Annotated in this window: 16 protein-coding genes; 5 read left to right on the top strand and 11 right to left on the bottom strand. The window is 65.5% G+C overall.

Features of this window, described 5'->3' with window-relative positions; all coding sequences use genetic code 11:
* Positions 1–23 precede the first annotated feature (23 nt).
* Positions 24–1,004, top strand: a complete 981-nt coding sequence (locus tag CMV14_RS14080) for an IS481 family transposase (protein ID WP_096367656.1) — start codon at positions 24–26, stop codon at positions 1,002–1,004.
* Here CMV14_RS14080 and CMV14_RS14075 read toward each other — a convergent pair.
* From CMV14_RS14075 to CMV14_RS14035, 9 genes are all read right to left on the bottom strand, one after another.
* Positions 1,001–5,032 (bottom strand): LVIVD repeat-containing protein, encoded by a 4,032-nt coding sequence (locus CMV14_RS14075; RefSeq protein ID WP_066969897.1) that lies wholly within the window; start codon positions 5,030–5,032, stop codon positions 1,001–1,003. The two genes, CMV14_RS14080 and CMV14_RS14075, sit on opposite strands and share 4 nt — an antisense overlap.
* A 58-nt stretch (positions 5,033–5,090) precedes the next feature.
* Positions 5,091–7,043 carry a hypothetical protein gene (locus CMV14_RS14070; RefSeq protein WP_066969881.1) on the bottom strand — a complete coding sequence of 651 codons (1,953 nt, stop codon included), beginning with the start codon at positions 7,041–7,043 and terminating at the stop codon, positions 5,091–5,093.
* Complete coding sequence (locus tag CMV14_RS14065; protein WP_066969883.1) at positions 7,043–9,049, bottom strand: heme-binding protein; 2,007 nt, start codon at positions 9,047–9,049, stop codon at positions 7,043–7,045. Before CMV14_RS14065 ends, CMV14_RS14070 begins: the two co-directional genes overlap by 1 nt.
* The gene (locus tag CMV14_RS14060; protein WP_083216172.1) at positions 9,046–10,458 is read right to left on the bottom strand and encodes a multiheme c-type cytochrome; all 1,413 of its coding nucleotides are present in this window, start codon (positions 10,456–10,458) and stop codon (positions 9,046–9,048) included. The genes CMV14_RS14065 and CMV14_RS14060 overlap by 4 nt, the downstream gene beginning before the upstream one ends.
* 115 nt (positions 10,459–10,573) lie before the next feature.
* Positions 10,574–12,010 carry an aldehyde dehydrogenase family protein gene (locus CMV14_RS14055; RefSeq protein WP_066969886.1) on the bottom strand — a complete coding sequence of 479 codons (1,437 nt, stop codon included), beginning with the start codon at positions 12,008–12,010 and terminating at the stop codon, positions 10,574–10,576.
* A gap of 96 nt (positions 12,011–12,106) precedes the next feature.
* Positions 12,107–13,759 carry an acetolactate synthase large subunit gene (locus CMV14_RS14050; protein WP_066969888.1) on the bottom strand — a complete coding sequence of 551 codons (1,653 nt, stop codon included), beginning with the start codon at positions 13,757–13,759 and terminating at the stop codon, positions 12,107–12,109.
* Positions 13,760–13,990: 231 nt separating this feature from the next.
* A complete protein-coding gene (gene cysS, locus CMV14_RS14045) occupies positions 13,991–15,523 on the bottom strand; it encodes a cysteine--tRNA ligase (RefSeq protein ID WP_066969899.1) in 1,533 nt (510 codons plus the stop codon).
* A gap of 210 nt (positions 15,524–15,733) precedes the next feature.
* The gene (locus CMV14_RS14040) at positions 15,734–16,495 is read right to left on the bottom strand and encodes a hypothetical protein (RefSeq protein WP_066969890.1); all 762 of its coding nucleotides are present in this window, start codon (positions 16,493–16,495) and stop codon (positions 15,734–15,736) included.
* Complete coding sequence (locus tag CMV14_RS14035) at positions 16,479–18,524, bottom strand: adenylate/guanylate cyclase domain-containing protein (protein ID WP_066969892.1); 2,046 nt, start codon at positions 18,522–18,524, stop codon at positions 16,479–16,481. Before CMV14_RS14035 ends, CMV14_RS14040 begins: the two co-directional genes overlap by 17 nt.
* 127 nt (positions 18,525–18,651) lie before the next feature.
* Here CMV14_RS14035 and CMV14_RS14030 point away from each other — a divergent pair, with 127 nt between their 5' ends.
* Positions 18,652–19,977: a DNA recombination protein RmuC gene (locus CMV14_RS14030; RefSeq protein ID WP_066969893.1), complete on the top strand. Its 1,326-nt coding sequence runs from the start codon at positions 18,652–18,654 to the stop codon at positions 19,975–19,977.
* A 256-nt stretch (positions 19,978–20,233) separates the two neighbouring features.
* Here CMV14_RS14030 and CMV14_RS14025 read toward each other — a convergent pair whose 3' ends face one another.
* The gene (locus CMV14_RS14025) at positions 20,234–21,604 is read right to left on the bottom strand and encodes an IS1182 family transposase (protein WP_066969895.1); all 1,371 of its coding nucleotides are present in this window, start codon (positions 21,602–21,604) and stop codon (positions 20,234–20,236) included.
* Between the two features lie 377 nt (positions 21,605–21,981).
* Here CMV14_RS14025 and CMV14_RS14020 point away from each other — a divergent pair, with 377 nt between their 5' ends.
* Positions 21,982–22,962: an IS481 family transposase gene (locus CMV14_RS14020; RefSeq protein ID WP_066970399.1), complete on the top strand. Its 981-nt coding sequence runs from the start codon at positions 21,982–21,984 to the stop codon at positions 22,960–22,962.
* On the opposite strand, the gene CMV14_RS14015 is transcribed toward CMV14_RS14020, so the two are convergent.
* Positions 22,959–23,408, bottom strand: a complete 450-nt coding sequence (locus tag CMV14_RS14015) for a hypothetical protein (RefSeq protein ID WP_238147039.1) — start codon at positions 23,406–23,408, stop codon at positions 22,959–22,961. The two genes, CMV14_RS14020 and CMV14_RS14015, sit on opposite strands and share 4 nt — an antisense overlap.
* A 188-nt stretch (positions 23,409–23,596) precedes the next feature.
* On the opposite strand from CMV14_RS14015, the gene CMV14_RS14010 reads away from it, so the two are divergent.
* Together CMV14_RS14010 and CMV14_RS14005 are read left to right on the top strand one after the other, a co-directional pair.
* Positions 23,597–24,301: a glutathione S-transferase family protein gene (locus CMV14_RS14010; RefSeq protein ID WP_066963523.1), complete on the top strand. Its 705-nt coding sequence runs from the start codon at positions 23,597–23,599 to the stop codon at positions 24,299–24,301.
* A 195-nt stretch (positions 24,302–24,496) separates the two neighbouring features.
* Positions 24,497–25,522 (top strand): sensor histidine kinase, encoded by a 1,026-nt coding sequence (locus CMV14_RS14005; RefSeq protein ID WP_066963172.1) that lies wholly within the window; start codon positions 24,497–24,499, stop codon positions 25,520–25,522.
* Positions 25,523–25,999: the final 477 nt, after the last annotated feature.

The following is a 25,999-nucleotide window of genomic DNA, read 5'->3' as shown; positions in this document are numbered from 1 at the left end:
GTCAGGTCTGGAGGAACGACCGGATGAACATCCACAAGAATGCCCGAACCACGCCCTTCAGTCGAGCCGAGATCGTCCGGCGCGTGATGGTTCTGCGCGAGACGCCCAGGGCGGTCGCGACCGCCCTGGGCGTCTCGGAGCGAACCGTAGCCAAGTGGCTGGCACGTTATCGGATCGAAGGCGAAGCCGGTCTCGTCGACCGCAGCTCGCGCCCACACGCCATGCCCCGCGCCACGCCCGCCGACCGCATCGAGCAGGTCATCGCCCTGCGCCGTCAGCGCCTCTGCGGCAAGCAGATCGCCGCCACGCTGAAGCTCTCGCCAGCCACTGTCAGCCGGATACTGCGCAACGCACGCTTGAGCCGAATGCGCGATCTCGATCCTCCCGAGCCCATCCGTCGCTATGAGCGCGCGCACCCCGGCGAGCTGATCCACATCGACATCAAGAAGCTCGGCCGCTTCGAACGCGTCGGCCATCGCATCACCGGCAATCGGACAAAGCAGAGCAGCACTCGCGGCAGCCGTGCTGGCGAGCGCTACGGCGCGGGCTGGGAGTTCGTCCACGTCTGCATCGACGATGCCTCGCGCATCGCCTTCAGCCAGATCCTCCCCGACGAAAAGAAGGAAAGCGCAACCGCCTTCCTCTTCGCCGCCATCGCCTATTATCAAAGCCTCGGCATCACTGTCTCGCGCGTCATGACCGACAACGGCGCCTGCTACAAAAGCTTCGCCTTCCGCGACGCCTGCAAAGCACTCGGCCTCAAGCACATCCGCACCAAACCCTACACGCCCAAGACTAACGGCAAGGCCGAACGCTTCATCCAGACCAGCTTACGCGAATGGGCATATGCTCGCGCCTATCCAACCTCCGAGCACCGCAAACGCGCCCTCAGTCCATGGCTCCATAATTATAACTGGCACCGCCCCCACGGCAGCTTACAATCACAACCGCCCATCAGCCGACTACGTCAGCCAATGAATAACCTGTTGAGGCTCCACACCTAGCGCTTCGCCGGCACCCAGTCCGCGAAGGTCGGCGTGTCGCTGACCTTCCACACCTGGCCCTTCGAGTTGAGATAGAGCTTCTCCATCTCGCTGCGCTTGAACGGGCGGGAGCCGATGCGGCCGAAGATCGCGATCTGGTTGCCGCTCTCGTCGACGCCACGGTCGCGGTCGAGGCCCTTGGAGAGCGAGAGGGCCGGGGAGGCCGTCTTCGCCCAAGCGATCAGCTCGGGCTTGGGCGCGGGCGAGAAGCCGTAGAAATTGGGCTGGCTCGCGGGCGAGGTGAGCTGGATCACCTTCAGGCCGTTTCGGCCGTCCGCGACATAGGCGAACAGCGAGGCGTTGGTCGTGCCGACGATCACGTCCTCGGCATCGTTCATCTTCCCGTCGAAGGTCACCGTCTGGTACAGCTTCGGCTTCAGCGGCCGGGTGATGTCGACGATCATCAGGCCGTCCTGCTTCGCCGCGACATAGGCATAGGTGCGGGCGAGGTAGATGCGCTGGGCATTGGCGATCGGCAGCGTCGCCTCCGGTCGCAGCACCGGCCGGTCGAGATGGGTCACGTCGATCAGCTGCAGGCCGTCGGCGGTCGTCACCCACAGATAGCGGAACTGCAGCGCCGAGGCGCGCGCGTCGCGCAGCGGCACCGTCGCCGCCAGCTTCGGCGCCTTGGGATCGCTGATGTCGACGACGACCAGGCCGATATTGGCGGTGATATAGGCGTAATTGCCGCCCAGCGTGATGTGCCGCGCGCCGGCGAGCACATTGTTCGCGTTCCAGGTGACGGTGCGCTTCAGGAAGTTGTTGCGCGGCTCGCCGTCGGCCAGCGTCTCGACATTGACGACGATCAGCCCTTCCACCGAGTCGGTCACGAAGGCGTAGCGATAGATCTCGCCCATCTTCTGCTCTTCGTTCTCGGGATAATATTTGACGATATGGTCGTTGCGCTCGGTCGAGATGTTCTGGCTGGTCGGCAGCGCCATGCAGGTCGCGTTCTTCGACTTCACCCGGGTATTGTGGCCGAGCGGCGAGAAGGGCGCGGAGATGATGCGCTGCGACGTGCCCTTATTGGCGATCGACGCGACGTCATAGACCTCGAACCCGCCCTTGCCCTCGGCGACGAAGAAATATTCGCCGCGCAGCTGCACGCAGCGGGCAGCACCGCTGGTCGAGTGAGTGGTGTTGGCGAACTCCTCCAGCGAGTCCGGCTCGCCCGACAGATTCTTATCGAAGCGCGTGCCGCGGACCCACTCGATCAGCTCGCGGCCATGGCCAAGATGCTGGTTGTACCAGTCGGGATAGGCATATTTGTGCAGGTAGGAACCGATCACCGCCTGCGGCTCGCTCCACTCGGTGACGCGGATCGCCTCGATGCCCTTCTCCAGGCCCGTCCAGGCGTTCATGCCCACGAAGTTCACGAAATTGGTGCCCAGCAGGTTGAGCTGCGCCATGATCGCGTTGTTGTCCTCCTCCTCCGACAGGTGGCAGTCGGTGCACTTCTTGGTCTCGGTCTTGCGGACCGTGTGCGGGAAGTGCGGCGCGAAGGCCTGGCTGGAATAGCCGGCGGCGGAGATTGGCGGCTGCTGGATGTAGATCCGCTCGCGGTTGATGTTGGTCGAGGATAGCACCAGCGCGGAGGTCGACCGGATCGGGGCGATGATGTTGCCCTTGGTGGTCTGGTGGATGCCGAGCTGGAACATCTCGTCGCGCGCGACCTGCGGGTTGTAGGTCGCGAAGTTGCGCGTCTCGATGCCGTCATATTTGTGGCTGCTGGTCTTCCAGTTCGCCTCGATCGGCAGGTGGCAGCCGCCGCACGACGTCGTCCAGGACAGGTGGCAGGTGAAGCAGGCCATCTTGTCCATGTTGTGCGCGCGGTCGTCGGGCGCGACGCCCGGGCCCCAGGCAAACTTGCCGGTCTCGACCCCGTCCTTGCCCATCAGCTTGGCGCGGGCGGCGAGCGGGTTGAAGTGCGCGGAGCCGCGATCGACCGATTCCTTGACCAGCGAAACCTTCCACTCGATCTTCGGATCGACGATCGAGCGCTGGATCAGCACCCGTTCGCCGGCGGCGTCGACGGTCCATTCGAAGCGGCGCTTGCCGTCCTGGTTGCGCAGCAGCGACAGGTCGGTGCCGCCCGGAGGCGCGGCGGGGCCGGAGGTGCGCAGCGTCGGGAAGGCGTCGGGCGTGCCGTGGCAGTCCTTGCAGCCGATCTCGACGGCGTTGGCGACCTCGCCATAGATCAGGCCGTTGCCATGGCTGTCCTGCGCGAAGTGGCAGTCGGCGCATTGCAGGCCCTTCTCGGCGTGGATGTCCATCATATGGACCGCCTTGCCCTTCTGTTCGCCGACCGGGGCGAACTCGGGCATGCCGTTCTTGCGGAATTTCTCGGGGTCGTCGGGCGAGACGATGTTGCCCGCCGCATCGAGCAGATTGCCCTCGCGGTCGCGCTTGTAGATCGCGCGGAAGTTCCAGCCATGGCCGTGATAGTCGGCGAACTGGGTGTCCTTGGCCTGCGGGTTCACGTCGTCATAGACGTTGCGCAGGAAATCCAGGTCGGCCCACTTGCCGATCGCGGCGGCCGCTTCGGGGTTGCGGTCCAGCACGGCATGGCGCTCGGCCATGGTCGGGTTCTTCTGCTTCTCCGGCCACATCAGCGGCGCGTCGGACTCATAGTCCCACATCGTGTAGCCGAGATAGCTGTTCAGGAAGATGTTGGGCTGGTGCATGTGGCAGTTCATGCACTGCGCGGTCGGGATCGCCTTGGTGAAGGCGTGCTGGATCGGGTGGCCCTTCTCCTTCATGCCGCCCACCGGATGCCCGGCCAGCTTGGATGGCCCGTGATCGGTCGCCCGGTCATGCTCGGGCGATGGCGGGCCGTGGTTCTCGGTCGCATGCCCGCCGCCATGGCCGCCATGCCCGTCGTCCTTGGGCTCCAGCTTGTCCTTGATCGTCGGATCGATCGTAGCGGTCTGCCCGTCGCGACCAAATTTCGCGTAGATCAGGCTCTGCACATTCTCGCGGCTGTTGGCGTAGACCACGTGGCAGCCGGCGCAGCCCGAATTGCGATAGTCGCCGGGCTGGTCGTTGGTGCCCATGAACCACATGAACGGGTCGTTGAGGCGGGTCTTGTGGATGTTCAGCACGGGGATGGCGACGCGCAGGCCGGTGCCGGGGCCGCGGTTGGACTGCTTGAGGTCCGGACGGCCCGGTTCCTCCAGGCGCTGGATGCTGCCGGTCGAGTTGGGCAGGCCGATCTCGGCGAAGGTGCTGTTGATGGTGCGGCCGCCGCGCTCGAACACGCGGAAGATGTCGCCGGGCGGCAGGATATGCCAGGTCGGCAGCGGATACATCACCGGCAGGGCGCCGCGCGCCTTCTGCTCGGGGGTGACGGTGCCGGGGGGCGATCCCGGCGACTTGATCTGGGCGGCCTCGCCCTTCGCCGTATAGGCCTCGCCGAACAGATAGTTCTTATAGGGGACGATGCCGTTATTATAGGCGCCGCCGCCCCACAGCATCGCACCGGTCGACATCAGCGAGCGCTCGGCCGCGGTGATGATCTCCATGTGACAGGCGCCACAGGCCTGGCGCGCGACGCGATAGTCGGACGGATTGACGAAGCGCACATATTCGGGCGCTTCCTTGTTCAGCAGGGTGTAGCTGCGCTTCGGATTGGCCGAGGAAGGCCAGTGCCACGCACCCGGATATTTGGGCAGGACGTGCGCCTTGTCGCGCGCCTGGACATAGGCGGCGTCCTTCGCACCCAGCCCGGCCTCGACATGGACGGTCGCGTCGCCGCCATGGCAGTCGACGCAGCCCAGCACCACCGCCTCAGTCTGGTGCATGGTCTTGCGGTCGGTCGCGGTGTGGCAGGAGACGCAGCCGGCGCTCTTCTCGTCGGCCTGCGCCCAGTCCTGCGTGCGCGGGGCATCGGCGAATTTTGGATAGACGCGCGCGATCGGCTTCTCGCCCTCGGATGCCGGGGCGGGGGAGGGCGCCGAGACGAGGATGGTGATCGCCGCCGCCAGCGCCATCGCGCCCCGGGCCGCCCATCGCGTCGTCATCCTGGATGCCAAAGCCCGCATCATATCCTCAGAAACTCAGTATCGCGTTGAACAGAACCGAATAATATCGGTCGTCCCCGCGCGAATTGGCGAAAAGATCGGAAAAGCCCTTGCCCGGGTCGAGGATCGCACCGGACAGTCGGAAGACCGCATTCTGCACCATCGAGGGGCGCCAGATCAGCGCACCCGACAGGTCCCAGCCGATCGTCTTCGGGATGCTGCCTTCATTGCGCAGCTCGCGCAGCGTCGCGGTGTTCTCGAACCACAGATGGTTGAGGTTGGCCGAGAAGCGGAGCTGCGGCAATATGTCGAAATCGGCGCCGACGCCCAGCAGCATCGTGCCGGGATTGTTGAAGTTGGACTGGCCCTGCTCCTTGGAGGTGCGCAGGTCGTTGATGATGCCATTGCGCGGCGAGATGGCGACATTGACGCCGCCGCCCGCGAAGGGGACGGTCTGGCGGATCCAGTAGCTGGTGTCCGCGCCCGCGAAGATCGGATTTTCGAAGATCGCCGAGAAGCCGGTTTCCTTGTTGTCCTTCGGCTTGCCGTCGCCCGATGTGTAGAGGCCCGACAGCTTCACGCGGATCCAGTCGATGTCGTAGCTCAGCTCCGCCGCCGCGAAGAGCGCGCGGATCTTCGCCGGCCTGGACGTGAAGAAGCTGTTCCGGTCCTCGCCGAACGCGCCATAAACGGTCGACGACAGGTTGAACCGCTTGATCCGGCCGTCGAGGCTGTAGCCCAGATAATAGACGTCATATTCGCGCGGCCGCTGGTCGCCCAGCAGCGCGGGGCGGACCGGGAAACCATTATGGTCGAGTTCGCGGCCCTTCTCGCGATTATAATTGGCGGTCACCGAGACCAGCGATGTCAGGCCCTGCAGCGGGAAATCCTGCGCGAACAGGTTGGCGCTCAGGATATAATCGTCGCGCGGTTTGCGGGTCACGTCGTTCAGGCCGCTGTTGGTGTCCTTGTCCAGCCGCCAGATCGCCTGGAAGTTGAACTGGTAGCGGTTGTTGTCCCGGTTGCCGAACAGGCGGACGCCCAGCTGGTTGTCCTGGAACAGGAAGCCGCGGAAATCGAACTGGAAGGGCTGGATGCCGATGCGCAGCGAGTCGAAGTCGTAGCGGTCCGAACGGTTGCCCAGATGCTTGTCGACGAACAGTTCCTGCACCGCGAAGAACACGTCGGTACGGTGCGAGGGCTTGGACGAGCGCACGTTGAGGACGCGGCGTTCCTCGACGTTCACATAATTGACCTGATAGGCGAACAGCGCGCGATATTCGACGTCCGGCGGCTTGTACGCGGTCGATCCCTTGCTCAGGCCGAAGCCGAACAGCGCGGTCTGCACCGCGACGAGGCTGTTCTGCCGGCCGAACTGGCCGATCGCTCCCGGACGGTCGCTGGTCTGGTCCGCGACCGGCGTCGGGAAGGAACGCGGCTCCAGGATGGTGTCGGAAATCGCGTTGATGCCGAAGAACCAGTCGTCGCCCGTGATCGGCAGGAAGAAGGGCTTCTTGTCGAGCTGAATCGGCCGGTCGGCCTTCAGGCTGTTCTGATGATAGGGGTCGAACTGCGAATGGCAGACATTCTGGATACCGACATAATTCTTGTCCGGGCACAGCGCCTTGGCCAGCCGCCAGCGGTCGGGAATCGGGAATTCGTCGGTCGGGAAGGCCGATGGCGGCGGCGCATGGACCGCGCCGGGATTGTTCTGGATGACCGGCGCCGGCAGTTCCTGGACATAGCCGGGGCGGCGGCGGCCGTCGATCATCGGGTCGGCCACGGTGGCGCCGGGTTCGGCCGGCGCGGACACCTGGGCGGCGGACGGGGTCGCCAGCATCGCCGGGTCGGCGGCGGGCGGGGCGGTCGTCGCCGGAGCATCGACCGGCGCGGGATCTCCCGTCGCAGCCGTCGCATCGCCGGGGGCGGCTGAAGCCAGCGCTACCGCATGGAGCAGCAGGGAGGAGAGCGCGGCCGCCATTACTTACCGTCGCACACGACTTGTTCGGAGGTGTCGAGGAACGGCGCGAACGGACAGTTTACATAGCGCAGCCGCACCCCGGCCCCCACATTGACCACCAGCGTGTCGGCGCGGATGCTCATCGGCGCATGGCCGACCGTGCCGACCCGCGCGCCGCCGTTGAACAGGCCCAGGAACGAGATCATGTCGTCCTGGTCGATGCCGTCGCCCGAAATGCCGATTGCACCGATCAGCGTACTGCCCCGATAGATCGGCACGCCGCCGGGGAAGATCTGGATGCCGTTCTGCAGCCGGTTCTGCGCCTTGCCCGGCACGTCCGGGATGAAGGTGCAGCGCTGGCGCGTGTCGGTCTGCGAGGCGCCCAGCGCGAAGGTGACGTTCTGGACGACGTTGGTCAGGATCAGCGCGCTCTGCAGGCCGGTCGAGAAGGGACTCCACGCGCTGAACGGGCGTGACAGCGGGCCGTTCGAGCGGGCAACCTCGCCATCCGGGAAGAAGGGCCGGGCGATGTTGCCGATCGAGCGCGCGCCGAAGGCGGTCTTGCCGGTCAGCGCGGTCTGGTCGTTGAAGAAGGCGCGGGTGCCCGCCACGAAGCTGCGTACGTCGGCGCTCGGATCGCCGAGCAGGTCGCTCGCGGCGTTGGGGCCCGAGAAGAAGGCGGCGGTGCGCGCCTTTTGCAGCGACACGTCGGTTCCGAAGATCGGCGCGTCGGGCGAACGGGCGAGGCCCAGCACGCTGCCGTCGGTGTCGACGACCGAGATGGTGACCTGCGCGGGGCTGTCGAGCGGCTTGCGGATCTGCGCGCGCGCCCGGCTCATGATCTTGAAGGCTTCCTCCAGCACCGCCTTGACCTCGGCCTGGGTCAGCGGCGCCGAGACGCGGGCACCATCGGTGCCGGCGCGCAGCGGATAGCGGTTGCCGCCCGATCCGTCGGTCAGGATGAAGGCGTCGACATTGTCGATGCTGGTGCCCGCACTGCGTTCGGCCGCGGTGACGGCGCGATAGCCCGATGCCTCGCTGCCATAGGCGTTGCCGCCCAGCACGCCGCTGGCAGCCGCATAATAGCCGCCGACCGAGACCAGCGAGCCGACCGAGGCGACGTTGAGCGCAGAGAAGGCGCGCGCATTGGCGGGGTTGGTGCGCAGGCCGGCGCTGGTCGCATCGCTGTAGCGCAGCTGGACGACCGCCTGGATATTGTTGGCGCGGATCGCCTCCGGCGCTTCGAAGCCGATCGTTCCGGCGATCGCGATGAACTCGTCATCGTCGCTGTCGACATCGTCGATGTTCGGGTCATAGCCGTAGAGGCCGTCCGACATCACGCCGATGCCGCCGACGACGACGCCGTTCTTGTAGAGCGGGAAGCCGCCCGGATCGGCGGCCAGGCCCACGGGCGAACGCTTCGGCCCGATGAAGGCGCCGGTGCCGCCGCCGGGCACGAAGCGCTGGTTGAGGTCCGAGCAGGGCAACTGGCTGAACTGCACGCCGAACAGTGGACCGCCGGGAAGCTGGTTGGCGCCGGCCGGGAAATGCTCCTGGACGATGAAGCTCGCGGTGCGGGTCGAGAAGGCGTTGCCCGAGGACGACAGATAGGCGCCAGTCACCGCCTTGGCGATCGCGGCTGCGGTCAGCGGATTGGCGGCGGCCGTGCCCGGCAGCACCAGCCCCTCAAGATCGGTCGGGGTGACGCTACGGTGCCGCGTCTGGACGGCCAGCGTCGTCGGCGCACCGTTCATCTGGTAGACGGCCAGGACGTTGCCGACCCGGTCGGTGATCGCGATGACCGCCGGCTTGCCGCGCGCGGCGGCTTCCTCGATCGTCTGGGCGAGGACCTTCTGCACGTCGGCGGCGGTCAGCGCCTCCTGCGCGGGCACCGCGAAGACCGGGGTCTGCGACGGCGTGGGCGTCGGGGTCGGGGTGGGCGAGGAACCGCCGCCGCCTCCGCCGCACGAGGCCAGCACGAAGGCAGCACTGGTAAGAGCAGCTACAGCACGCGAGGCAAAGGTCATTTGAGGGCCCTTATCGACGCCGCTGCTTGACCCAGCGCCGCCCGGAATTCGGCCGGACGATAGGCGTTGCTGTTGCCCACCGCCTTATAGGCCCGGTCGATCGCGCCGCGCGCGTTGCGGGCGCGATCCTCGCTGACATGGCCCTGGCGAACCAGGCCGTTGAGCAGCGTATCGATCGCCATCACCGCCTGCGCCGAACCTTCATAGTCGGTGAAGCGCGCGGTGATGGTGTTGCTGGCGATGCTGTCGATGATCGCGAAGCTTTCGCTGCGGCCGAAGCTGGTCCGCGCCATGCTGTCGGCAAGTCCCTCGGCGGAGGCGGACAGGCGGCGCGCGGCGGCGACCGCGCTGCCCCGGTCGCGGGCCAGTGCCGCGTGGAAGGCCTTCGAGTCGGCATCGAACCTGGCCGAGGCGCCCGGCGCCGCGACCTTCGCCGCCGCCGAGAGCATGATCATGTTCTCGTCGTTGAACGGCGGCATGCCCGACGGGATCGGCCGGCCGGGGTTGGAAACCCAGTTGGCCTTGCCGTTCGGCCCGTCGACGATCTGGCGATGGCAGCTGTGGCAGTCGAAGAAGTAGATTTCCGGGAAGATGCCGTCGGTGCCGAGCTTGGGATTGGCGAACAAATTGGTCTGGCGGCTCACCGCCACGGCCTGGCCGACCGCCCACATCTGGACATTGTTGGTCCGGTGCTTGCGGCGGACATAGTCGGCATCCTCGTCATGGTGCTGCTGGAGCGCCGAGAAGAGGTCGAGTTCGAACGCGACGCGCGGATGGCCGGCGGCCATGATCCGGTGCGATACGAACTGGCCCGGCTTGTCGCTGCCGAAATGGCAGTCGAGGCATTTTTCGGCGCGGGCGCGGGGCTGGTCGAGCGGGTAGAGGCCCCGGGCGACATTGGCGGCATGGCTCTGGCCGACCGCATAATGGGTGGTCAGCCAGCCGTTGCTGCCGCCGGCGCCGCCATGGCAGGATTCGCAGCCCACGCCATCGGCCACCTGCCAGCGCGGGCCCTTGCCCGGATAGGCGGGATCGGCGTGGCAGCCCAGGCATTCGCCGGCCGATGTGGCCGGGCCGATGCCCATCTTGGCGGCGATCGCCTGGCCGCGCGCGGAGGCGAGCACCGCGAAGGCGCGGCTGTGTGCGCCGGTTTCGCTCGATGCACTCTGCCAGTGGAGGATCTCGTCCTGGCGGACGGTGGCGCCGGTGGGTTCGCTGCGGCCATGGCAGGTCGATCCCGCGCAGGAGGCGACGCCCACATGCGGATTGCCCGACCAGCTGGACGAGGAGGATGCGTCGGCCCGCTCCGCGCTGCCGGTGACGGCAAGGAAGAGGAGACCCATAGCGAAGACGGCGGCGCCCAGAAGCCCGTAGACAAAGGTCAGCCCGCCTGAGACTTTACCCCCCAATTCGGCGCTCCCTACCTGCCGATGCCCTGCCGTGACGCCACATATGCCCCTGGCCGTCACGATCGAAACAATCTATCCCGCTTTGGCCGACCAAAGCAATCATTCAAAAGCCAATTCAGACGCTTCGCCGACGAATGACGAGATTGCGGATCTCGGTCATGTCCTCCATCGCGAAGCGGATGCCCTCGCGGCCGATGCCCGAATCCTTGACGCCGCCATAGGGCATGTTGTCGACCCGGTAGCTCGGCACATCGTTGACGACGACACCGCCGACGTCGAGATCGTCCCAGGCGTCGAGGATTTTGAAGATGTCGCGGGTGAAGATGCCGGCCTGAAGGCCGAACTTCGAATCGTTCACGATCCTCAGCGCCTCGTGCCAGTCGCTGAAGCGGATCAGGAAGGCGACCGGGCCGAAGGCCTCCTCGCGGTTGATCTTGGTTTCGAGGTCGACATTCTCGAGCAGCGTCGCCTCGAGCATCGCGCCCTCGCGCTTGCCGCCGCACAGCAGCGTCGCGCCCTTGGCGGTCGCCTCTTGGATCCAGTTGTCGAGGCGCTGGGCCTCCTTCACGTCGATCATCGGGCCGACGAAGGTCTTCTCGTCATGCGGGCTGCCCGCGATCAGGCCGGCGGTGCGCTTGACCAGCTTGGCCTTGAACGCGTCGTAGACCTGGTCGTGGACCAGGATGCGCTGCACGCCGATGCACGACTGGCCCGACTGGTAGAAGGCGCCGAACACGGTGCGCTCGACCGCGTCGTCGAGATCGGCGTCATGATCGATGACCACCGCGGCGTTGCCGCCCAGTTCGAGCACCACCTTCTTCTTGCCGCAGCGGGCCTTCAGGTCCCAGCCCACATCGGGCGAGCCGGTGAACGACAGCAGCTTGAGGCGGTCGTCGGTGGTGAACAGGTCGGCGCCGTCGCGGGCGGCCGGCAGGATCGAGAAGGCGCCCTTGGGCAGGTTGGTCTCGGCCAGCACCTCGCCCATGATGATCGCGCCCAGCGGGGTGCGGCTCGCCGGCTTCATCACGAAGGGGCAGCCGACCGCGATCGCCGGCGCGATCTTGTGCGCGGCGAGGTTCAGCGGGAAGTTGAACGGCGAGATGAACGAGCAGGGGCCGATCGGCACCCGCTTCCAGATCCCCTGATAGCCTTTGGCGCGCGGGCTGATGTCGAGCGGCTGCACCTCGCCCGTCATCCGCACCGATTCCTCGGCGGCGATGCGGAAGGTGTCGATCAGCCGGCCGACTTCGCCGCGCGAGTCGTTGATCGGCTTGCCGGCCTCGATGCACAGCGCATAGGCCAGCTCGTCCTTGCGCTCGGTGAAGCGGTCGACGCAGTGCTGCAGCACCGCCTGCCGCTCATAGCTCGCCATCTTCGCCATCGGCTCGGCGGCCTTCACCGCCCATTCGATGCCCTTGTCGATGGTCTTCGCATCGGCCAGCGCCACCAGCGTCGCGACCTCGCCGGTGTACTTGTCCGTCACCTTCAGATCGGTGTTGGGCTGCTGGGCCTCGTTGGCGAGGTAGAGCGGGTATTTGTCCTGGAGCTTCATCGCGATCCGTCCATTTGAGCCAGCGCCCGCTCGTGAGCGGGCGCATCGATCCCGGGCCGTGCGGCCCCCGCCGGTCGTGGCAGGGGCGCAAGGCGATTACGAGACCTGCTTGCTGAGCGTCTTGATGTCCTTGTTGAGGATCTGATCATTCTCCGAATAGTCGACCGGGCAGTCGATCAGGTGGACGCCCGGGGTGTCGAGACATTCCTTCAGCAGCTTGGTCAGATGCTCGGCGCTCTCGACGCGATGGCCCTTGGCGCCATAGGCTTCGGCATATTTCACGAAGTCGGGGTTGCCATAGGTCAGGCCCCAGTCCTGGAAACCCATGTTCGCCTGCTTCCAGCGGATCATGCCGTAGCTGCTGTCGTTGAGGATCAGCACGGTGATGTTGAGGCCGAGGCGGACCGCGGTCTCCATCTCCTGGCTGTTCATCATGAAGCCGCCGTCGCCGCAGATCGCCATCACCTTCTTGTCGGGATAGACCATCGCCGAGGCCATCGCCGAAGGCAGGCCCGCGCCCATGGTGGCGAGCGCGTTGTCGAGCAGCACGGTGTTCTGCTGGCGCGCCGGATAGTTGCGGGCGAACCAGATCTTGTAGACGCCGTTGTCGAGGCAGATGATGCCGTCGGCCGGCATCGCCGAGCGGACTTCCTTCACCAGGTGCGGCGGGAAGATCGGGAAGCGGGTGTCGTCCTCGAGCGACTTGGTGTGATCGACCTCGGCCTGGCGCGCCTTCATCATGAAGTCGAAGTTCCAGCGGCCCGAAGGGACGATGTCCTTCTGCATCTTCCAGATCGCGTTGGCGATGTCGCCGATCACCTCGACCTGCGGGAAATAGACCGGATCGACCTCGGCGGTCTTGGTGCTGACGTGGATCACCGGGGTGCCGCCATTCTTCATGAAGAAGGGGGGCTTCTCGATCACGTCATGGCCGACGTTGATGATCAGATCGGCATGCTCGATCGAGCGGTGGACGAAATCGCCGGACGACAGCGCGGCGCAGCCCAGGAACTTGGGATGGGTCTCGTCGATCACGCCCTTGCCGAGCTGGGTGGTGACGAACGGGATGCCGGTCTTCTCGATGAACTGGAGCAGCATCCGGCCGGTCTGCTTGCGGTTGCCGCCGGCGCCGATCACCAGGATTGGCGTCTTGGCGTCCTCGATCATCTTCACCGCGGCGCGGACGGCCTTGTCCTCGGCTTCCGGGCGGCGCGCCAGCGACGGCTTGATCGGGGTCGAGTCGGTATGCTCGTCGGCGATGTCCTCGGGGAACTCGATATGGGTCGCGCCGGGCTTCTCCTCCTCGGCGAGGCGATAGGCCTCGCGCACGCGGCTCGGGATGTTGTCGGCCGAGGCGAGCTGGTGGGTGAATTTGGTGATCGGCTTCATCATCTCGACGACCTCGAGAATCTGGAAGCGGCCCTGCTTGGATTTCTTGATCGGCTTCTGGCCGGTGACCATCAGGATCGGCATGCCGCCAAGCTGCGCATAGGCGGCCGCAGTCACGAAATTGGTCGCGCCCGGCCCGAGCGTCGCCATGCAGACGCCGGTCTTGCCGGTGTGGCGACCATAGGTCGCGGCCATGAAGCCGGCGCCCTGTTCATGGCGGGTGAGGATCAGCTTGATCTTCTTGGAGCGCGACAGGCTGTCCAGCATGTCGAGATTTTCTTCGCCGGGAACGCCGAAGATATATTCGCAGCCCTCTTCCTCCAGGCATTGGATGAAAAGATCGGATGCCTTCGTGCCCATGATATGCTCCCCCTGGATGCGTCGCGCCCCTGTTGCGACCACGCAAGATGCGGGATTGCTATGTCATTTCGGCGACGGGGAACAGGGATTTTTTACAATCTGTTGCGGCGGGGTTCCGTAAGGACGTTCGGAGACCCAACGGGGCTCCGCAAGCGCGAACGCGCGCCCGAGCTTATGCGAGGAAAGCCAAAGCCGCGGACACGGCTGCCGGCGCCTGAGGCCCCGCAAAAATCAAAGCTCTAGAATCCAGTCCCAGCGCATCGCACCGGCCCCGTCCATCACGGCGACGCCGCGTTCCGTAAGGGCGTCGCGGATACGATCCGACTCCGCATAATCCTTCGCGGCGCGTGCTGCCTGGCGTTGCTCGAGGAGCGCTTCGATCTCCGATTCCTCGATCCGGGCATCCGCCGGACGGCGGCGCAGGTCGATCCGTCCGATCCGGAGCAGATCGAGTCCCAGCGCCAGGTCCATCGTCGCGACAAGCCGCAATTTCTCCTGCGAATCGATGCCCTTGTCGGCCAGCGCGGCTTCGAGCAGCGGTAGCGCCTGCGGCACCATCAGGTCGTTCGACAGCGCTTCGTCGAACTGCGCCACCAGCGCCAGCGCCTTCGCGCCCAGCCCATCCTCGATCACCGCGCGCTGATAGGCGAAGGATGCCCCCTTGCTCGCCGCCGCCTCGTCGACGACGCGCAGCCAGTCGGGGGTTCCCGCCTTGTCTCGCAGCGCCTCGACCGCGATCACCAGCCGCTGCAGCCGGGTCAGCGCGGCGGCCAGTGCCTCGGGCGAGAATTCCAGTTCCGAACGGTAATGCGCCGACAGGCAGAGCAGGCGATAGGCGAGGGGGTGGACCCCCTTGTCGATCACCCCCGCCAGCGTCGCGAAGCCGCCCTTGGACTTGGACATCTTGCCGCCGCGATCGACCAGGAAATTATTGTGCATCCAGAAGTTGGCGCCGGATTCTCCCGATCGGGTGAAGGCCTGGTTCTGGGCGATCTCGTTGCAATGGTGGATCTCGCGATGGTCGATCCCGCCGGTGTGGATGTCGAACTGCTCGCCCAGATATTTCATGCTCATCACCGAGCATTCGAGGTGCCAGCCCGGCGCGCCCGGGCCCCAGGGCGACAGCCATTCCATCTGCCGCTGCTCGCCCTCGGCCGATCGACGCCACAGCGCGAAGTCGGCGGCGTTGCGCTTGCCCTCGACCTCGGCGATGCGCGCGACCGTCTCATCCCCCCGCGCTCCGGCGAGCCGGCCGTAATCGGGCACTTTCGACGTGTCGAAATACAGCCCGCTGTCGAGTTCATAGCTGGCGCCCGCATCCTCGATCGATCGCGCGAAGGCGATCATGTCCTGGATATGGTCGGTCGCCACGCTCCAGATCGTCGGCGAGATGATGTTGAGCGCCTTCAGGTCGGCCTTGAACGCGTCGGTGTAGAAGGCGGCGATCTCCCAGATCGTCTTGGCGGCCTTCTTCGCCGCCGCCTCCATCTTGTCGTCGCCTTCGTCGGCGTCGGAGGTCAGATGGCCGACATCGGTGATGTTGATGACATGGTTGACCGGCCAGCCCTTCCAGTTGAGCGTCCGGCGCAGCGTGTCGGTGAACACATAGGCGCGCAGATTGCCGAGATGCGCGAAATTATAGACCGTCGGCCCGCAGCTGTAGAGCCGCACCATCGCGGGATCGATCGGCGCGAACGGCCGGGCGGCGCGGGTCAGGCTGTCGAACAGGGTCAGGGTGGCGCCGGTGGATGCGGTGTCGGTCATGGCCCGGTCCATAGGGAAAGGTGGGCAAGGGCCACAATGTTTTTGTAACTCTCCGTCGCCCCGACGGAGGCCGGGGCCGCAAGAGTTTGCCGCAGCGTGGCCGCAGGAGCCTATTACGGCCCCGGCCTCTGCCGTGGCGACGGCGGAGCCCAAAAAGAAAGGGCCGGCAGGTCGCCCCGCCGGCCCTGTTCTTCCGGACGCTGTCCGCGTTCAGCCGGCGTTGCCGCCGCCCGGCAGCGAGGTCGTCTGGATCAGCAGGTCCAGCTGCGCGTTGCAGCCCGCCTTGATCAGCGACTGCGCCATGTCCTCAAGACCCGGCGAGGTCGGCTTGACGACGACGAACTTCACGTTGGTCGGAGCCTTGGCGCCGTCCCAGCTCAGCTTGAACGAGCTGCCGTCGGTGACGGGCAGGGTGGACGGCCACAGCGCGGCGGCCTGGCCGGGGGCCAGGGCGATGTCGGCGCTGCTGCCATCGCTCTTGCTCACCTTGATCGTCGCCGGGGCATCGGAGCCCGGACGCCACACGGTGACGGTCGAGGGATCGGCGATGCACATGTTGGTGCTGCGCGTCACGTCGACATACCAGACGTTCGGGTTCTTGCCGGCGTTCTTGTCGATGCCGCTGGCGCTGCGCACGGCCCCGATCCGGGCCCGCCGCTCGCCGCCGCCGGAAACCAGCGCGCCGAGCGTCGATCCGGCATTCGCCGAGGCCACGGTCGATGCTCCGCTCGCCGAGAAGGTGCCCGGGCCGCTCAGGGTGCGGGTGCCGCGCCCGTCGAGCAGGACGATCGAGTCCCCCGCCTTCAGCACGATCTTTGCATTATCCGGCAGGGCCTTGCCGGCCGGATAGGCCTTGGCCGACGGCCCGGCCGAACGGACCACCAGCGGGGCCGCGGCGGCCGTCCCGGCGATCATCAGTCCAACAAGTGCCGCAATTGCAGCCTGCGGCAGGCGCTTATTTGTCGAGAGCACTATAACCTCCAGGTCCAACCTCATGAAGACGCTTTATCAGATTCGCGAGCGCCTTATCATCAGGATTCGTTACGGCCATTTGTTCGAACTCGGCCAATGCAGTCATATCTCCATCGTCGAATCTACGGAGCGTGTCTGTGAACTGTTGCACAGCTTCCAAAGAAAAATCCGGGACGGGTTCGTAGATGATCATGGGTGTCGACCGGCCCGACACGGCGATCCGGCCCATCGGCCGGAAATAGCCCAGGGTCGACTTCTCGACGACGGTGTCGCTGACCAGGGTCTTGGTCTTCAGATATTTGTTGGCGCCTTCCAGCCGCGCGGCGGTGTTCATCGAATCGCCCAGCGCCGTGTACTGGATGCGGCCCTCGCCGCCGAAATTGCCGACGATCGCCTCGCCGCGATGGCAGCCGACGCGGGTGACGCCGATCGGCGGTACGCCCTCGGGCGCCTCCGCACGGAATTTCTCGCCCGCCTCATACATCGCGATCGCGCACTTCACGGCGCGGTCGGCGTCGTCGGGCCGGCTGATCGGCGCGCCCCAGAAGGCGACGATCGCGTCGCCGACGAACTTGTCGAGCGTGCCGCCATGCGCCAGCACGGTTTCCGAGAGCAGGTCGAGATAGCGGTTGAGCAGCAGTGCCACCATTTCCGGCTCGATCTGGTGGCTGAGCTTGGTGAAGCCCTCCAGGTCGCTGAACACCGCGATGATGTCGCGCTTCTCGCCATGAAGCTGGAGCCGCTCGGGATTCTTCATGATGTCCTTGGCGATGTCGCCCGGCAGATATTTGCCGAGCGCCGACGCCGCGAAGTTGCGCTGCTCCGAACCGATGCCGCGCGCCGCCGTGCCCACCGCCGAATAGGCGAAGATCCAGCCGATCAGCCAGCCGAACACCGGCAGGCCCTGGGTGTCGACGCCGTTGAACTGCCAGACGAACGGCACCACCGCGACGGCGGCGAGCTGGACGATCAGCAGCAGGCTCAGCTTCCATATCTTCATGTTGCCGACCGCCGTCAGCGCGCCGAGCAGGACCACGCCGATCGCGATCAGCCACAGCCCCCAGTTCGGAATCGCCTTGAACATGAAATGGTCGAGCATCTGCGCCAGCAGCGTCGCGTGGATCTCCAGCCCGATCGTGGTCTCGCCGACGCGGCCCGTCGCCGGGTCCTTCATGCGCGAGGCGGGGGTGGTGAACTGGTCGACATCGGGAATGTTGCCGCCGATCAGGATATATTTGCCCTCGATCTGGCCACGGAACGCCTCGAGCAGGTCGGGATTGGCGATCAGTTCGACCGGCAGCTTGTCGAACACCGGCCGCTCATAGTTCACCGGCAGGCGATAGCGGATCGATCCCTGGTGATCGCGATATTCGGGGAAGCCCTGGGTCAGCGAATTGGCCATCAGCGGCGGCAGCTCGCGCGGCTGGTCGGGCCAGCTGCGCATCACGCCGTCCTGGTCGGCGGCCAGGCGGATGCTGGTGAAATGGACGTTGCCCGGCCTGGTCTGCTTCTGGAAGTCCCGGAGGAACATCTCCTGTTCATAGGTCATGAAGGCCGAATTGGTCTTGTTGGTGGCAAGGCCAAGATAGGTCGGCGTCTTCATGCCCCGGAAGGCGTCGATCAGCTGCTGGTCCTCGGGTGTCGGCTGGTCGATCAGGATATCGATGCCGATCGCCTTGGGCTTCATCTGGTCGAGCTGGGTCAGCGCGCGCGCCAGCATCGCGCGGTCGAGCGGGGAGCGGCGGCCGGTCAGCCGCAGCGTCTCCTCGTTGAAGGTGACCATCACGATGCGTGGATCGGTTTCGACATGCGGCGATGCGAGCAGCGCGCGCACGTCGTACAGCGCCCGCTCGGCATCGCGGGCCAGCATGATGTTCCAGCTATATTTGGCGAACAGCAGGCCCAGCGCCAGGAACAGCGCGGTGACGACGAGTCGGACGGGGCCGATCTGCTTGAGCGTCTTGCGGGCAACCGGCCCGAAACCCCGGATACGCGCCCCCAGCGACGCGCCTTCGCCGTTCTCCGCCATTCGACAAGCCCCCCGTACTTCCCCCATGGCCATATTAGCCTTTGTACCGGCGATGGGAAGCACCGACTTTGCTTGCAATCGGGTTAAGGCCGGGGCAGGTTCGCGCTCTGTTCTTAAGGATTTCTCGATGTCGCCGATCCTCGCCCTTGCTCTGCCCCTCTGTCTGCTGATCGGCCTGGGGCTGGGCTGGTGGCTGCGCGGCCGGATCGCGGCGACCGGGGCGGGGGAGGCGACCGAGTTGCGGCGCGCGCTCGACGAGAGCCGCGTCGCGCTCGGCCGGTCGGAGATCGAGCGTTCGGCGCTGCTGGCCGAGAAGCAGGCCCGCACCGAAAGCTTCGAGGCGCAGATCCGCCAGCTTCAGGAAGCGAAGGAGCAGCTCTCGGCCCAGTTCGCGGAGGTCGGCGGCAAGCTGCTCGATCAGGCCCAGCGCCAGTTCCTCGAACGCGCCGACCAGCGCTTCCACCAGGCCGGCGAAAAGAGCGAGGCGCAGCTCAAGGCGCTGCTGACCCCGGTCGAGTCTACCCTCAAGCGCTATGAGGAAGGGCTCCAGCGGGTCGAGAAGGAACGGGTCGACAGCTATGCCGGCCTGCGCGAGGCGGTCGATCAGGTTCGGGTCGGCCAGGGGCAGGTGCGCGACGAGGCCGCCAAGCTGGTCAACGCGCTCCGCGCCAGTCCCAAGGCGCGCGGCCGCTGGGGCGAGCAGAGCCTGCGCAATGTGCTCGAACAGGCCGGCCTCTCGCCCTATGCCGATTTCGCGACCGAGGTCTCGGTCGATACCGAGGATGGGCGGCTGCGCCCCGACGTGATCGTCGCGCTGCCCGGCGGGCGCCGCTTGATCATCGACGCCAAATGCTCGCTCAACGCCTATCTCGACGCCAGCGAGGAGGTGGACGAGGCGGTCCGTGCCAACCTGCTCAAGGCGCACGCGACCGCGCTGCGCAACCACGCCAACCAGCTCGGCCAGAAAAGCTATTGGGACCGCTTCGGCGAGGCGGCCGATTATGTGGTGATGTACATCCCCGGCGAGCATTTCCTGTCGGCGGCGATGGAGCAGGATGCCGAGCTGTGGGACTGGGCCCACCAGCGCCGCGTGCTGATCGCGACCCCGATCAACCTCGTCGCGCTCGCCCGCACTGTCGCCAGCGTCTGGCGGCAGGAGAAGATGGCCGAGGAGGCGAGGGCGATCGGCCGGCTCGGCAAGGAGATGTACGAACGCCTTTCGGTTGCTGCCACCCATCTCAAGCGGGTCGGCGGTGGGCTGAACAGCGCGGTCGAGCATTACAACAGGTTCGTCGCGAGCTTCGAGGGCCGCGTGCTGGTGACGGGCCGGAAATTCCGCGAACTGAATGTCGAGACGGGCGACAAGGAAATTGAGGAGCTTCCCTCGGTGGAAACCCGTGCCAGCGAGCCAGTGATTGAGCTGCTTGCCGACCAAAAAGGGCAAGAGCGCTGACCCGTTTTTCAGTTGCTAGTCGTTGCGTAAGGCGTAGGATCATGCTCCGTCCCACGAAATTAGGGATCTTCGGATCAGGAAGGGGTGGACCATGAGTCCTTGAATGATGGTAATTTGAGCGAGTTCGAAGACGGCAAGGCAAGCTTCGCAGATTCTTTGGTTCCCGATTGCAGGTCGTTTTTGCGGCGGGGTTTTGTTTTGGTTGGAGTGCTGGCGGAGCCGGTGCGGTTTTGCCGGAATGATATCGGCGCTGAGTTCAGGCCGGAAGCGGGTTGATATGGCGGGTCAGGGCGAGGGCGATTTTCTTCATATTCTGGGCGGCTGCGGCGAGAAGGCACTGGCAGGCCACCCTTATTCGACCTCGGAAGCGGGCGTAGCGATGGCCGTGTAGCTGCTTGGCATCGGCGAAGGAGCGTTCGACGGTTTCCTTGCGCCGCTTGTAAATGGCCTTACCCCACGGAGTGAGGCGATGACCGTCGCAACGGTCGCGGGCATCCTGCCAGACATGGCGGGTGATGACGCGCTGGGGCTTGGCCGCGCTGGTGCAGGAAGCAAGCAGCGGACATTGCCGGCAGATGGCGGGATCGGACTTGTAGTGCCGATAGCCATGGCGGTCGGTCGTGGCATAAGGCAGCAACTGGCCTTGCGGGCAGCGATAACCATCCTGCTCCTGTTCCCATCGGAAGCGACTCCGGCGCATCATGCCCGGCTTGGGCGGCGTCGGGTTGCGATAGCCGGTGACGCCGAGAATGCCGCGCTCCTCCAGTCCCTGGGCGATGCCGGTAGTGGCGTATCCGGCATCCAGTCCCACCGCCGCGACGGGAAAGCCAAAGCGCTCGCGCTGCCGGTCGAGACGGCCGAGATAGACGATCGAGTCATGCACGTTGGCAGGCGTCGCGAAAGTATCGGTGATGATGCCGAGCCCCCCATCCACCGTGCGATGATCGAGATAGAAAAAGCCCTTGGGCTTGCCGTCACGGACCATATAGCCGCTCTGCGGGTCGGTGCGCGACAGCTTGGTCTCGGTCTCTACGGCCATCCGCTCCTTGGGCTTGAGCGGCTTGAGCCCGCGCTCGCTGCGTTCTTCGGCAATCGCCGCGTCGAGCGCCTCCCAATAGTCCGAGCGCGACTTGGCCACCACCGCCTGGTCATATTTGTTCTTGTTCGCGTTGGCCTTGAGATGCGTGCTGTCGGTATAGAGCACCGTTCCATCCACCAGCCCATGCCCGATCGCCTGCTCGACGATCCGGTCGAATATCTCCTGCGCCACCGTCGTGTCGCCATAGCGCCGCCGCCGATTCTGCGAGAGCGTCGAGGCATCGAACACCGGATCGGTCAGCCGCAGCCGCAGGAACCAGCGATAGGCCACATTGACCTGGATCTCGCGGACCAGTTGCCGCTCCGAGCGAACCCCGAACAGATAGCCAAGGAACAACGCCTTGAACATCAGCGTCGGGTCCAGCGCAGGCCGCCCGTTGTCGGGACAATATAGCGGCGCCGTCAGCTCATGAATGAACGAAAAGTCGATCACCGCGTCGATCTTGCGCAGCAGGTGATCCGCAGGAACCAGCTCCTCGAGCGTCACTATCTCAAGCGCCGTCTGCTCAGGTCCACGCTCTCTCAGCATCACCCATAGAATCACAAACCCCCGGCTCTCGCCAGGGGTTTGTCAGCAGTCTGAGGGCGGCTATTAGCCGCCCTTTTTTCTACATGGCGGGGTTCGGAGGACGAAGGAGTTGCCGAACTGAGCCGACGGGCGACGTCATGCCGGGTGTCGCCGACATGACGGGCGCTTCACCTTTCCCGATCGGGCTCTGGAGCGATTTCTAGGCAGATGGAAACATCTGCCGACTCGGAAATCGCGGTAAAACAACAAGGTAGAGCCGACGAGCCGATGCAATCGGATCGTGTAAGGCTCTAATTGTGAGCTTTCAGGAGGTTGTTCATCCGGCGTGACCGGATCAGACTGATGTTGCGACACGTCAGGTCTGGAGGAACGACCGGATGAACATCCACAAGAATGCCCGAACCACGCCCTTCAGTCGAGCCGAGATCGTCCGGCGCGTGATGGTTCTGCGCGAGACGCCCAGGGCGGTCGCGACCGCCCTGGGCGTCTCGGAGCGAACCGTAGCCAAGTGGCTGGCACGTTATCGGATCGAAGGCGAAGCCGGTCTCGTCGACCGCAGCTCGCGCCCACACGCCATGCCCCGCGCCACGCCCGCCGACCGCATCGAGCAGGTCATCGCCCTGCGCCGTCAGCGCCTCTGCGGCAAGCAGATCGCCGCCACGCTGAAGCTCTCGCCAGCCACTGTCAGCCGGATACTGCGCAACGCACGCTTGAGCCGAATGCGCGATCTCGATCCTCCCGAGCCCATCCGTCGCTATGAGCGCGCGCACCCCGGCGAGCTGATCCACATCGACATCAAGAAGCTCGGCCGCTTCGAACGCGTCGGCCATCGCATCACCGGCAATCGGACAAAGCAGAGCAGCACTCGCGGCAGCCGTGCTGGCGAGCGCTACGGCGCGGGCTGGGAGTTCGTCCACGTCTGCATCGACGATGCCTCGCGCATCGCCTTCAGCCAGATCCTCCCCGACGAAAAGAAGGAAAGCGCAACCGCCTTCCTCTTCGCCGCCATCGCCTATTATCAAAGCCTCGGCATCACTGTCTCGCGCGTCATGACCGACAACGGCGCCTGCTACAAAAGCTTCGCCTTCCGCGACGCCTGCAAAGCACTCGGCCTCAAGCACATCCGCACCAAACCCTACACGCCCAAGACTAACGGCAAGGCCGAACGCTTCATCCAGACCAGCTTACGCGAATGGGCATATGCTCGCGCCTATCCAACCTCCGAGCACCGCAAACGCGCCCTCAGTCCATGGCTCCATAATTATAACTGGCACCGCCCCCACGGCAGCTTACAATCACAACCGCCCATCAGCCGACTACGTCAGCCAATGAATAACCTGTTGAGGCTCCACATCTAATGCGCGCTATGGGTGCCGCCGGCGGCGGTTTCCAGTTCCGCCAGCAGCTGCGCACGGTCGCGCTCGACCACCGAGGCGAGATGCACGCGAACCTCGTCCTGGCGCTTGGCCAGTTCGCCGTCGATCGCCTTGCGGGCCGAGGAGCAGGTGCCCGAACGGTTGCCGCGCAGTTCCAGATCGTCGTCGACCAGCCGGCTCAGGGCCTCGCCGGCGTCCCCGCGTTCCAGGGTGCGGTGGACCGCGACGCGCGCCACCCAGTCGCAGCGGATCACGCCCATGCGCGTCGGGGGCGCCATGCCCATCTGTCGCGTGCTCAGCGAGACGGTGGCGCGGTAGTCGACATTCAGGGCCGCGCCGCGATGGTCGAGGGTGGTGCGATGATGGTGTCCGATGTCGCCGGCTGCGACGGTGGTGGCCGTCAGCAGCCCAAGCAAGCTCATGATCATGTCTGTCTCCTGCGTGCGTCGCCTTTTTCCGGCTGTTCGCAAGGGAAATCGCTATGGTTATGATGTTGCTGGACTTTTTCTGGCGTACGACAAATGGCTGGACGAAGGGCTTGCCGTCGCGCGACCCATGGCCCACCTGCCCATGTCGCCCGGCCATGTGGCATGCCGGTCGAAAAGAGGAGCATCCCGTGCCCGATCTGTCCGATTTCCCGATCACGAAGCGCTGGCCGCCCCGGCATCCGGACCGCATCCAGCTCTATTCGCTCAATACACCGAACGGCGTGAAGATTTCGATCATGCTGGAGGAGACCGGGCTCCCCTATGAGCCGCATCTGGTCGATATCTCCCACAACCAGAGCCACACGCCCGAATTCCTTTCGCTCAATCCGAACGGCAAGATTCCGGCGATCCTCGATCCCGACGGGCCGGGTGGCAAGCCGCTGGCGCTTTCCGAATCCGGGGCGATCCTGATCTATCTCGCCGACAAGTCGGGACGGTTCATCTCCGGCGATCCGGCGGAGCGCTACCAGACGATCCAGTGGGTGTTCTTCCAGAATGCCGGTATCGGGCCGATGTTCGGGCAGGTCGGCTATTTCAGCAAATTCGCCGGCAGGGAGATCGAGGACAAGCGACCGCTCCAGCGCTATGTCGACGAGTCGAAGCGCCTGCTCGGCGTGCTGGACAGCCGGCTCGACGGGCGGGACTGGATCATGGGCGCCGATTACAGCATCGCCGACATCTCGACCCTGGGCTGGGTTCGCAACCTCATCACCTTCTACGAGGCGCGGGAACTCGTGGCGTTCGACAGCCTCGGCAATGTGCCAGCATGGCTGGAACGTGGCCTGGCACGGCCGGCGGTGCAGCGCGGACTGGAGATTCCAAAGCGAGGCTAGCGGGGCGCCGGCCCTTCGATATGCCGGTCCTTCGATATGCCAGTCCCTCGATATGAGCGTGCCGGCTTTCCGTCGGACCGTGCTATAAGCAGGGCATCGATCGTCCGGTCTCCATGATGGCAACCGGAAGCCGGTCCGCTGTCTGCCGAATATGGCTTTCGCTGTGCGAGCCTCCGGTCCCTGAAGGGGACTATCATGTCCACTGCCGCCACCCACATCGTTGCGCAGGCCGATAGCCTGGGTATGGCGGTGATCGCCGCCTCCAAAGTTCCGCTACTGCTGCTCGATGGCCAACTGGCGGTGATCGCGTCCAGCCGATCTTTCCTTGCGGCCTTCGGGTTCGACGCCGATCGGATCACCGGCAGCCCGGTTGCCGCACTCGGCTCGGGCGAATGGGGCGGCGATCGTTTGCAACGCCGGCTGGCGGCGGTCCTCGCGGACGGCGTGCCGATCGCAGGCGACGTGATAGTGCTCAGACCCAAAGGTCGGCCAAACCTTCGCTTCAGCCTTGACGCCGAGGTCATCGAGGAGATGGCGAGCGGCGGGCGCTCGCTGCTGGTGGCCATCGCCGCCATCAATGGCATCGCCGGCGTCGGCGCCCCAACAAGGGGCGAACAGGACAGGATCGAGGACCAGGAGGTGCTTCTCCAGGAACTCCAGCACCGCACAGCCAACGGTTTGCAGATTATCTCCAGTCTCCTGATGCAGGGCGCCCGCCGCACGGCATCGGACGAGACGCGTGGCCATCTCGAGGCCGCGCATCACCGCATCCTGTCGGTCGCGGCGGTGCAGAACCATCTGGCGATGGCGCGAACGGGTGAGGTCAGGCTGCGGCTCTACCTCACCACCCTGTGCCGGAGCATCGCGGCCTCGATGATCCATGATCCCGCTCGGGTTTCGTTGGAGGTGGTGGTGGACGACAGCGTCAGCAATGCCGACGATGCGATGAGCCTTGGCATGATCGCCACCGAACTGATCACCAATGCCTTGAAATATGCCTTTCCCGATGGCCGGCCCGGCAAGATCACCTTGAGCTATGAATCGAACGCCATCGAATGGACGCTGCAGGTGGCCGACAACGGCATCGGCATGCGCGCCGACCGGCCGCTGGTTCCCACTGGGCTCGGTACGGCCATCGTCGACGCGCTCGCGCGTAAGCTGAGAGCCAAGGTGCTGATCGGCTTCGGCGCCCCCGGAGTGCGGGTTTCGATCAATGGATGATATCCCGGCCGATCATATCGGGCGTCGACGACCGCCGGCATGGATGATGGCCCCGCTATTGGCGGCTCCGCCGACGGACGCTGTAGATGCGCCTTCCCAACCATCTCCGGTTGCAGTGCCTGTCGAGGAGGTCCCGGCGGCACCGATACCGGCCCCGGCGGTTTCCGGTGTCCGTGTCCGTCCTGCGCGGGTGTGGCCCGGCGATGCGGCGGCGGCGGGCGACCATAAGGTCAGGCGGTGGGACGTGCCCCATTGGGAGTGATAGCGCTCCGTCTGGCGGATCGCTGCTCGATCGTTAGCGCCCATGTCATGCCGATCATCGGCACGGTAGCGAAGTACACGGCGACGCGTCCGATGGAGGATTTGGCTGACATCCTCCTCGGTTCCCACGGCGTGGCTGCCTGGGGATGCCGCCCGTCGATGTCTTGAGATCGAACGGGCGGGTGGAATTCATGACAGGACACTGCTGCGCGGTGC

The organism is Rhizorhabdus dicambivorans, from assembly GCF_002355275.1.
Classification (GTDB): domain Bacteria; phylum Pseudomonadota; class Alphaproteobacteria; order Sphingomonadales; family Sphingomonadaceae; genus Rhizorhabdus; species Rhizorhabdus dicambivorans.
The sequence above is the reverse complement of the archived record's forward strand: the minus strand, read 5'-3'. Positions and strand labels throughout refer to the sequence as shown.

Bases quoted from the DNA above. Each gene is read 5' to 3' on its own strand.
- CMV14_RS14065 (WP_066969883.1), bottom strand. From the start codon at position 9,049: ATGACCTTTGCCTCGCGTGCTGTAGCTGCTCTTACCAGTGCTGCCTTC.
- CMV14_RS14055 (WP_066969886.1), bottom strand. From the start codon at position 12,010: ATGAAGCTCCAGGACAAATACCCGCTCTACCTCGCCAACGAGGCCCAG.
- CMV14_RS14030 (WP_066969893.1), top strand. From the start codon at position 18,652: ATGTCGCCGATCCTCGCCCTTGCTCTGCCCCTCTGTCTGCTGATCGGC.
- CMV14_RS14075 (WP_066969897.1), bottom strand. From the start codon at position 5,032: ATGGCGCTGGCGGCGGCGATCACCATCCTCGTCTCGGCGCCCTCCCCC.
- CMV14_RS14025 (WP_066969895.1), bottom strand. From the start codon at position 21,604: ATGCTGAGAGAGCGTGGACCTGAGCAGACGGCGCTTGAGATAGTGACG.
- CMV14_RS14080 (WP_096367656.1), top strand. From the start codon at position 24: ATGAACATCCACAAGAATGCCCGAACCACGCCCTTCAGTCGAGCCGAG.
- CMV14_RS14070 (WP_066969881.1), bottom strand. From the start codon at position 7,043: ATGGCGGCCGCGCTCTCCTCCCTGCTGCTCCATGCGGTAGCGCTGGCT.
- CMV14_RS14050 (WP_066969888.1), bottom strand. From the start codon at position 13,759: ATGGGCACGAAGGCATCCGATCTTTTCATCCAATGCCTGGAGGAAGAG.
- CMV14_RS14020 (WP_066970399.1), top strand. From the start codon at position 21,982: ATGAACATCCACAAGAATGCCCGAACCACGCCCTTCAGTCGAGCCGAG.
- CMV14_RS14035 (WP_066969892.1), bottom strand. From the start codon at position 18,524: ATGGCGGAGAACGGCGAAGGCGCGTCGCTGGGGGCGCGTATCCGGGGT.
- CMV14_RS14015 (WP_238147039.1), bottom strand. From the start codon at position 23,408: ATGATCATGAGCTTGCTTGGGCTGCTGACGGCCACCACCGTCGCAGCC.
- CMV14_RS14005 (WP_066963172.1), top strand. From the start codon at position 24,497: ATGTCCACTGCCGCCACCCACATCGTTGCGCAGGCCGATAGCCTGGGT.
- cysS (WP_066969899.1), bottom strand. From the start codon at position 15,523: ATGACCGACACCGCATCCACCGGCGCCACCCTGACCCTGTTCGACAGC.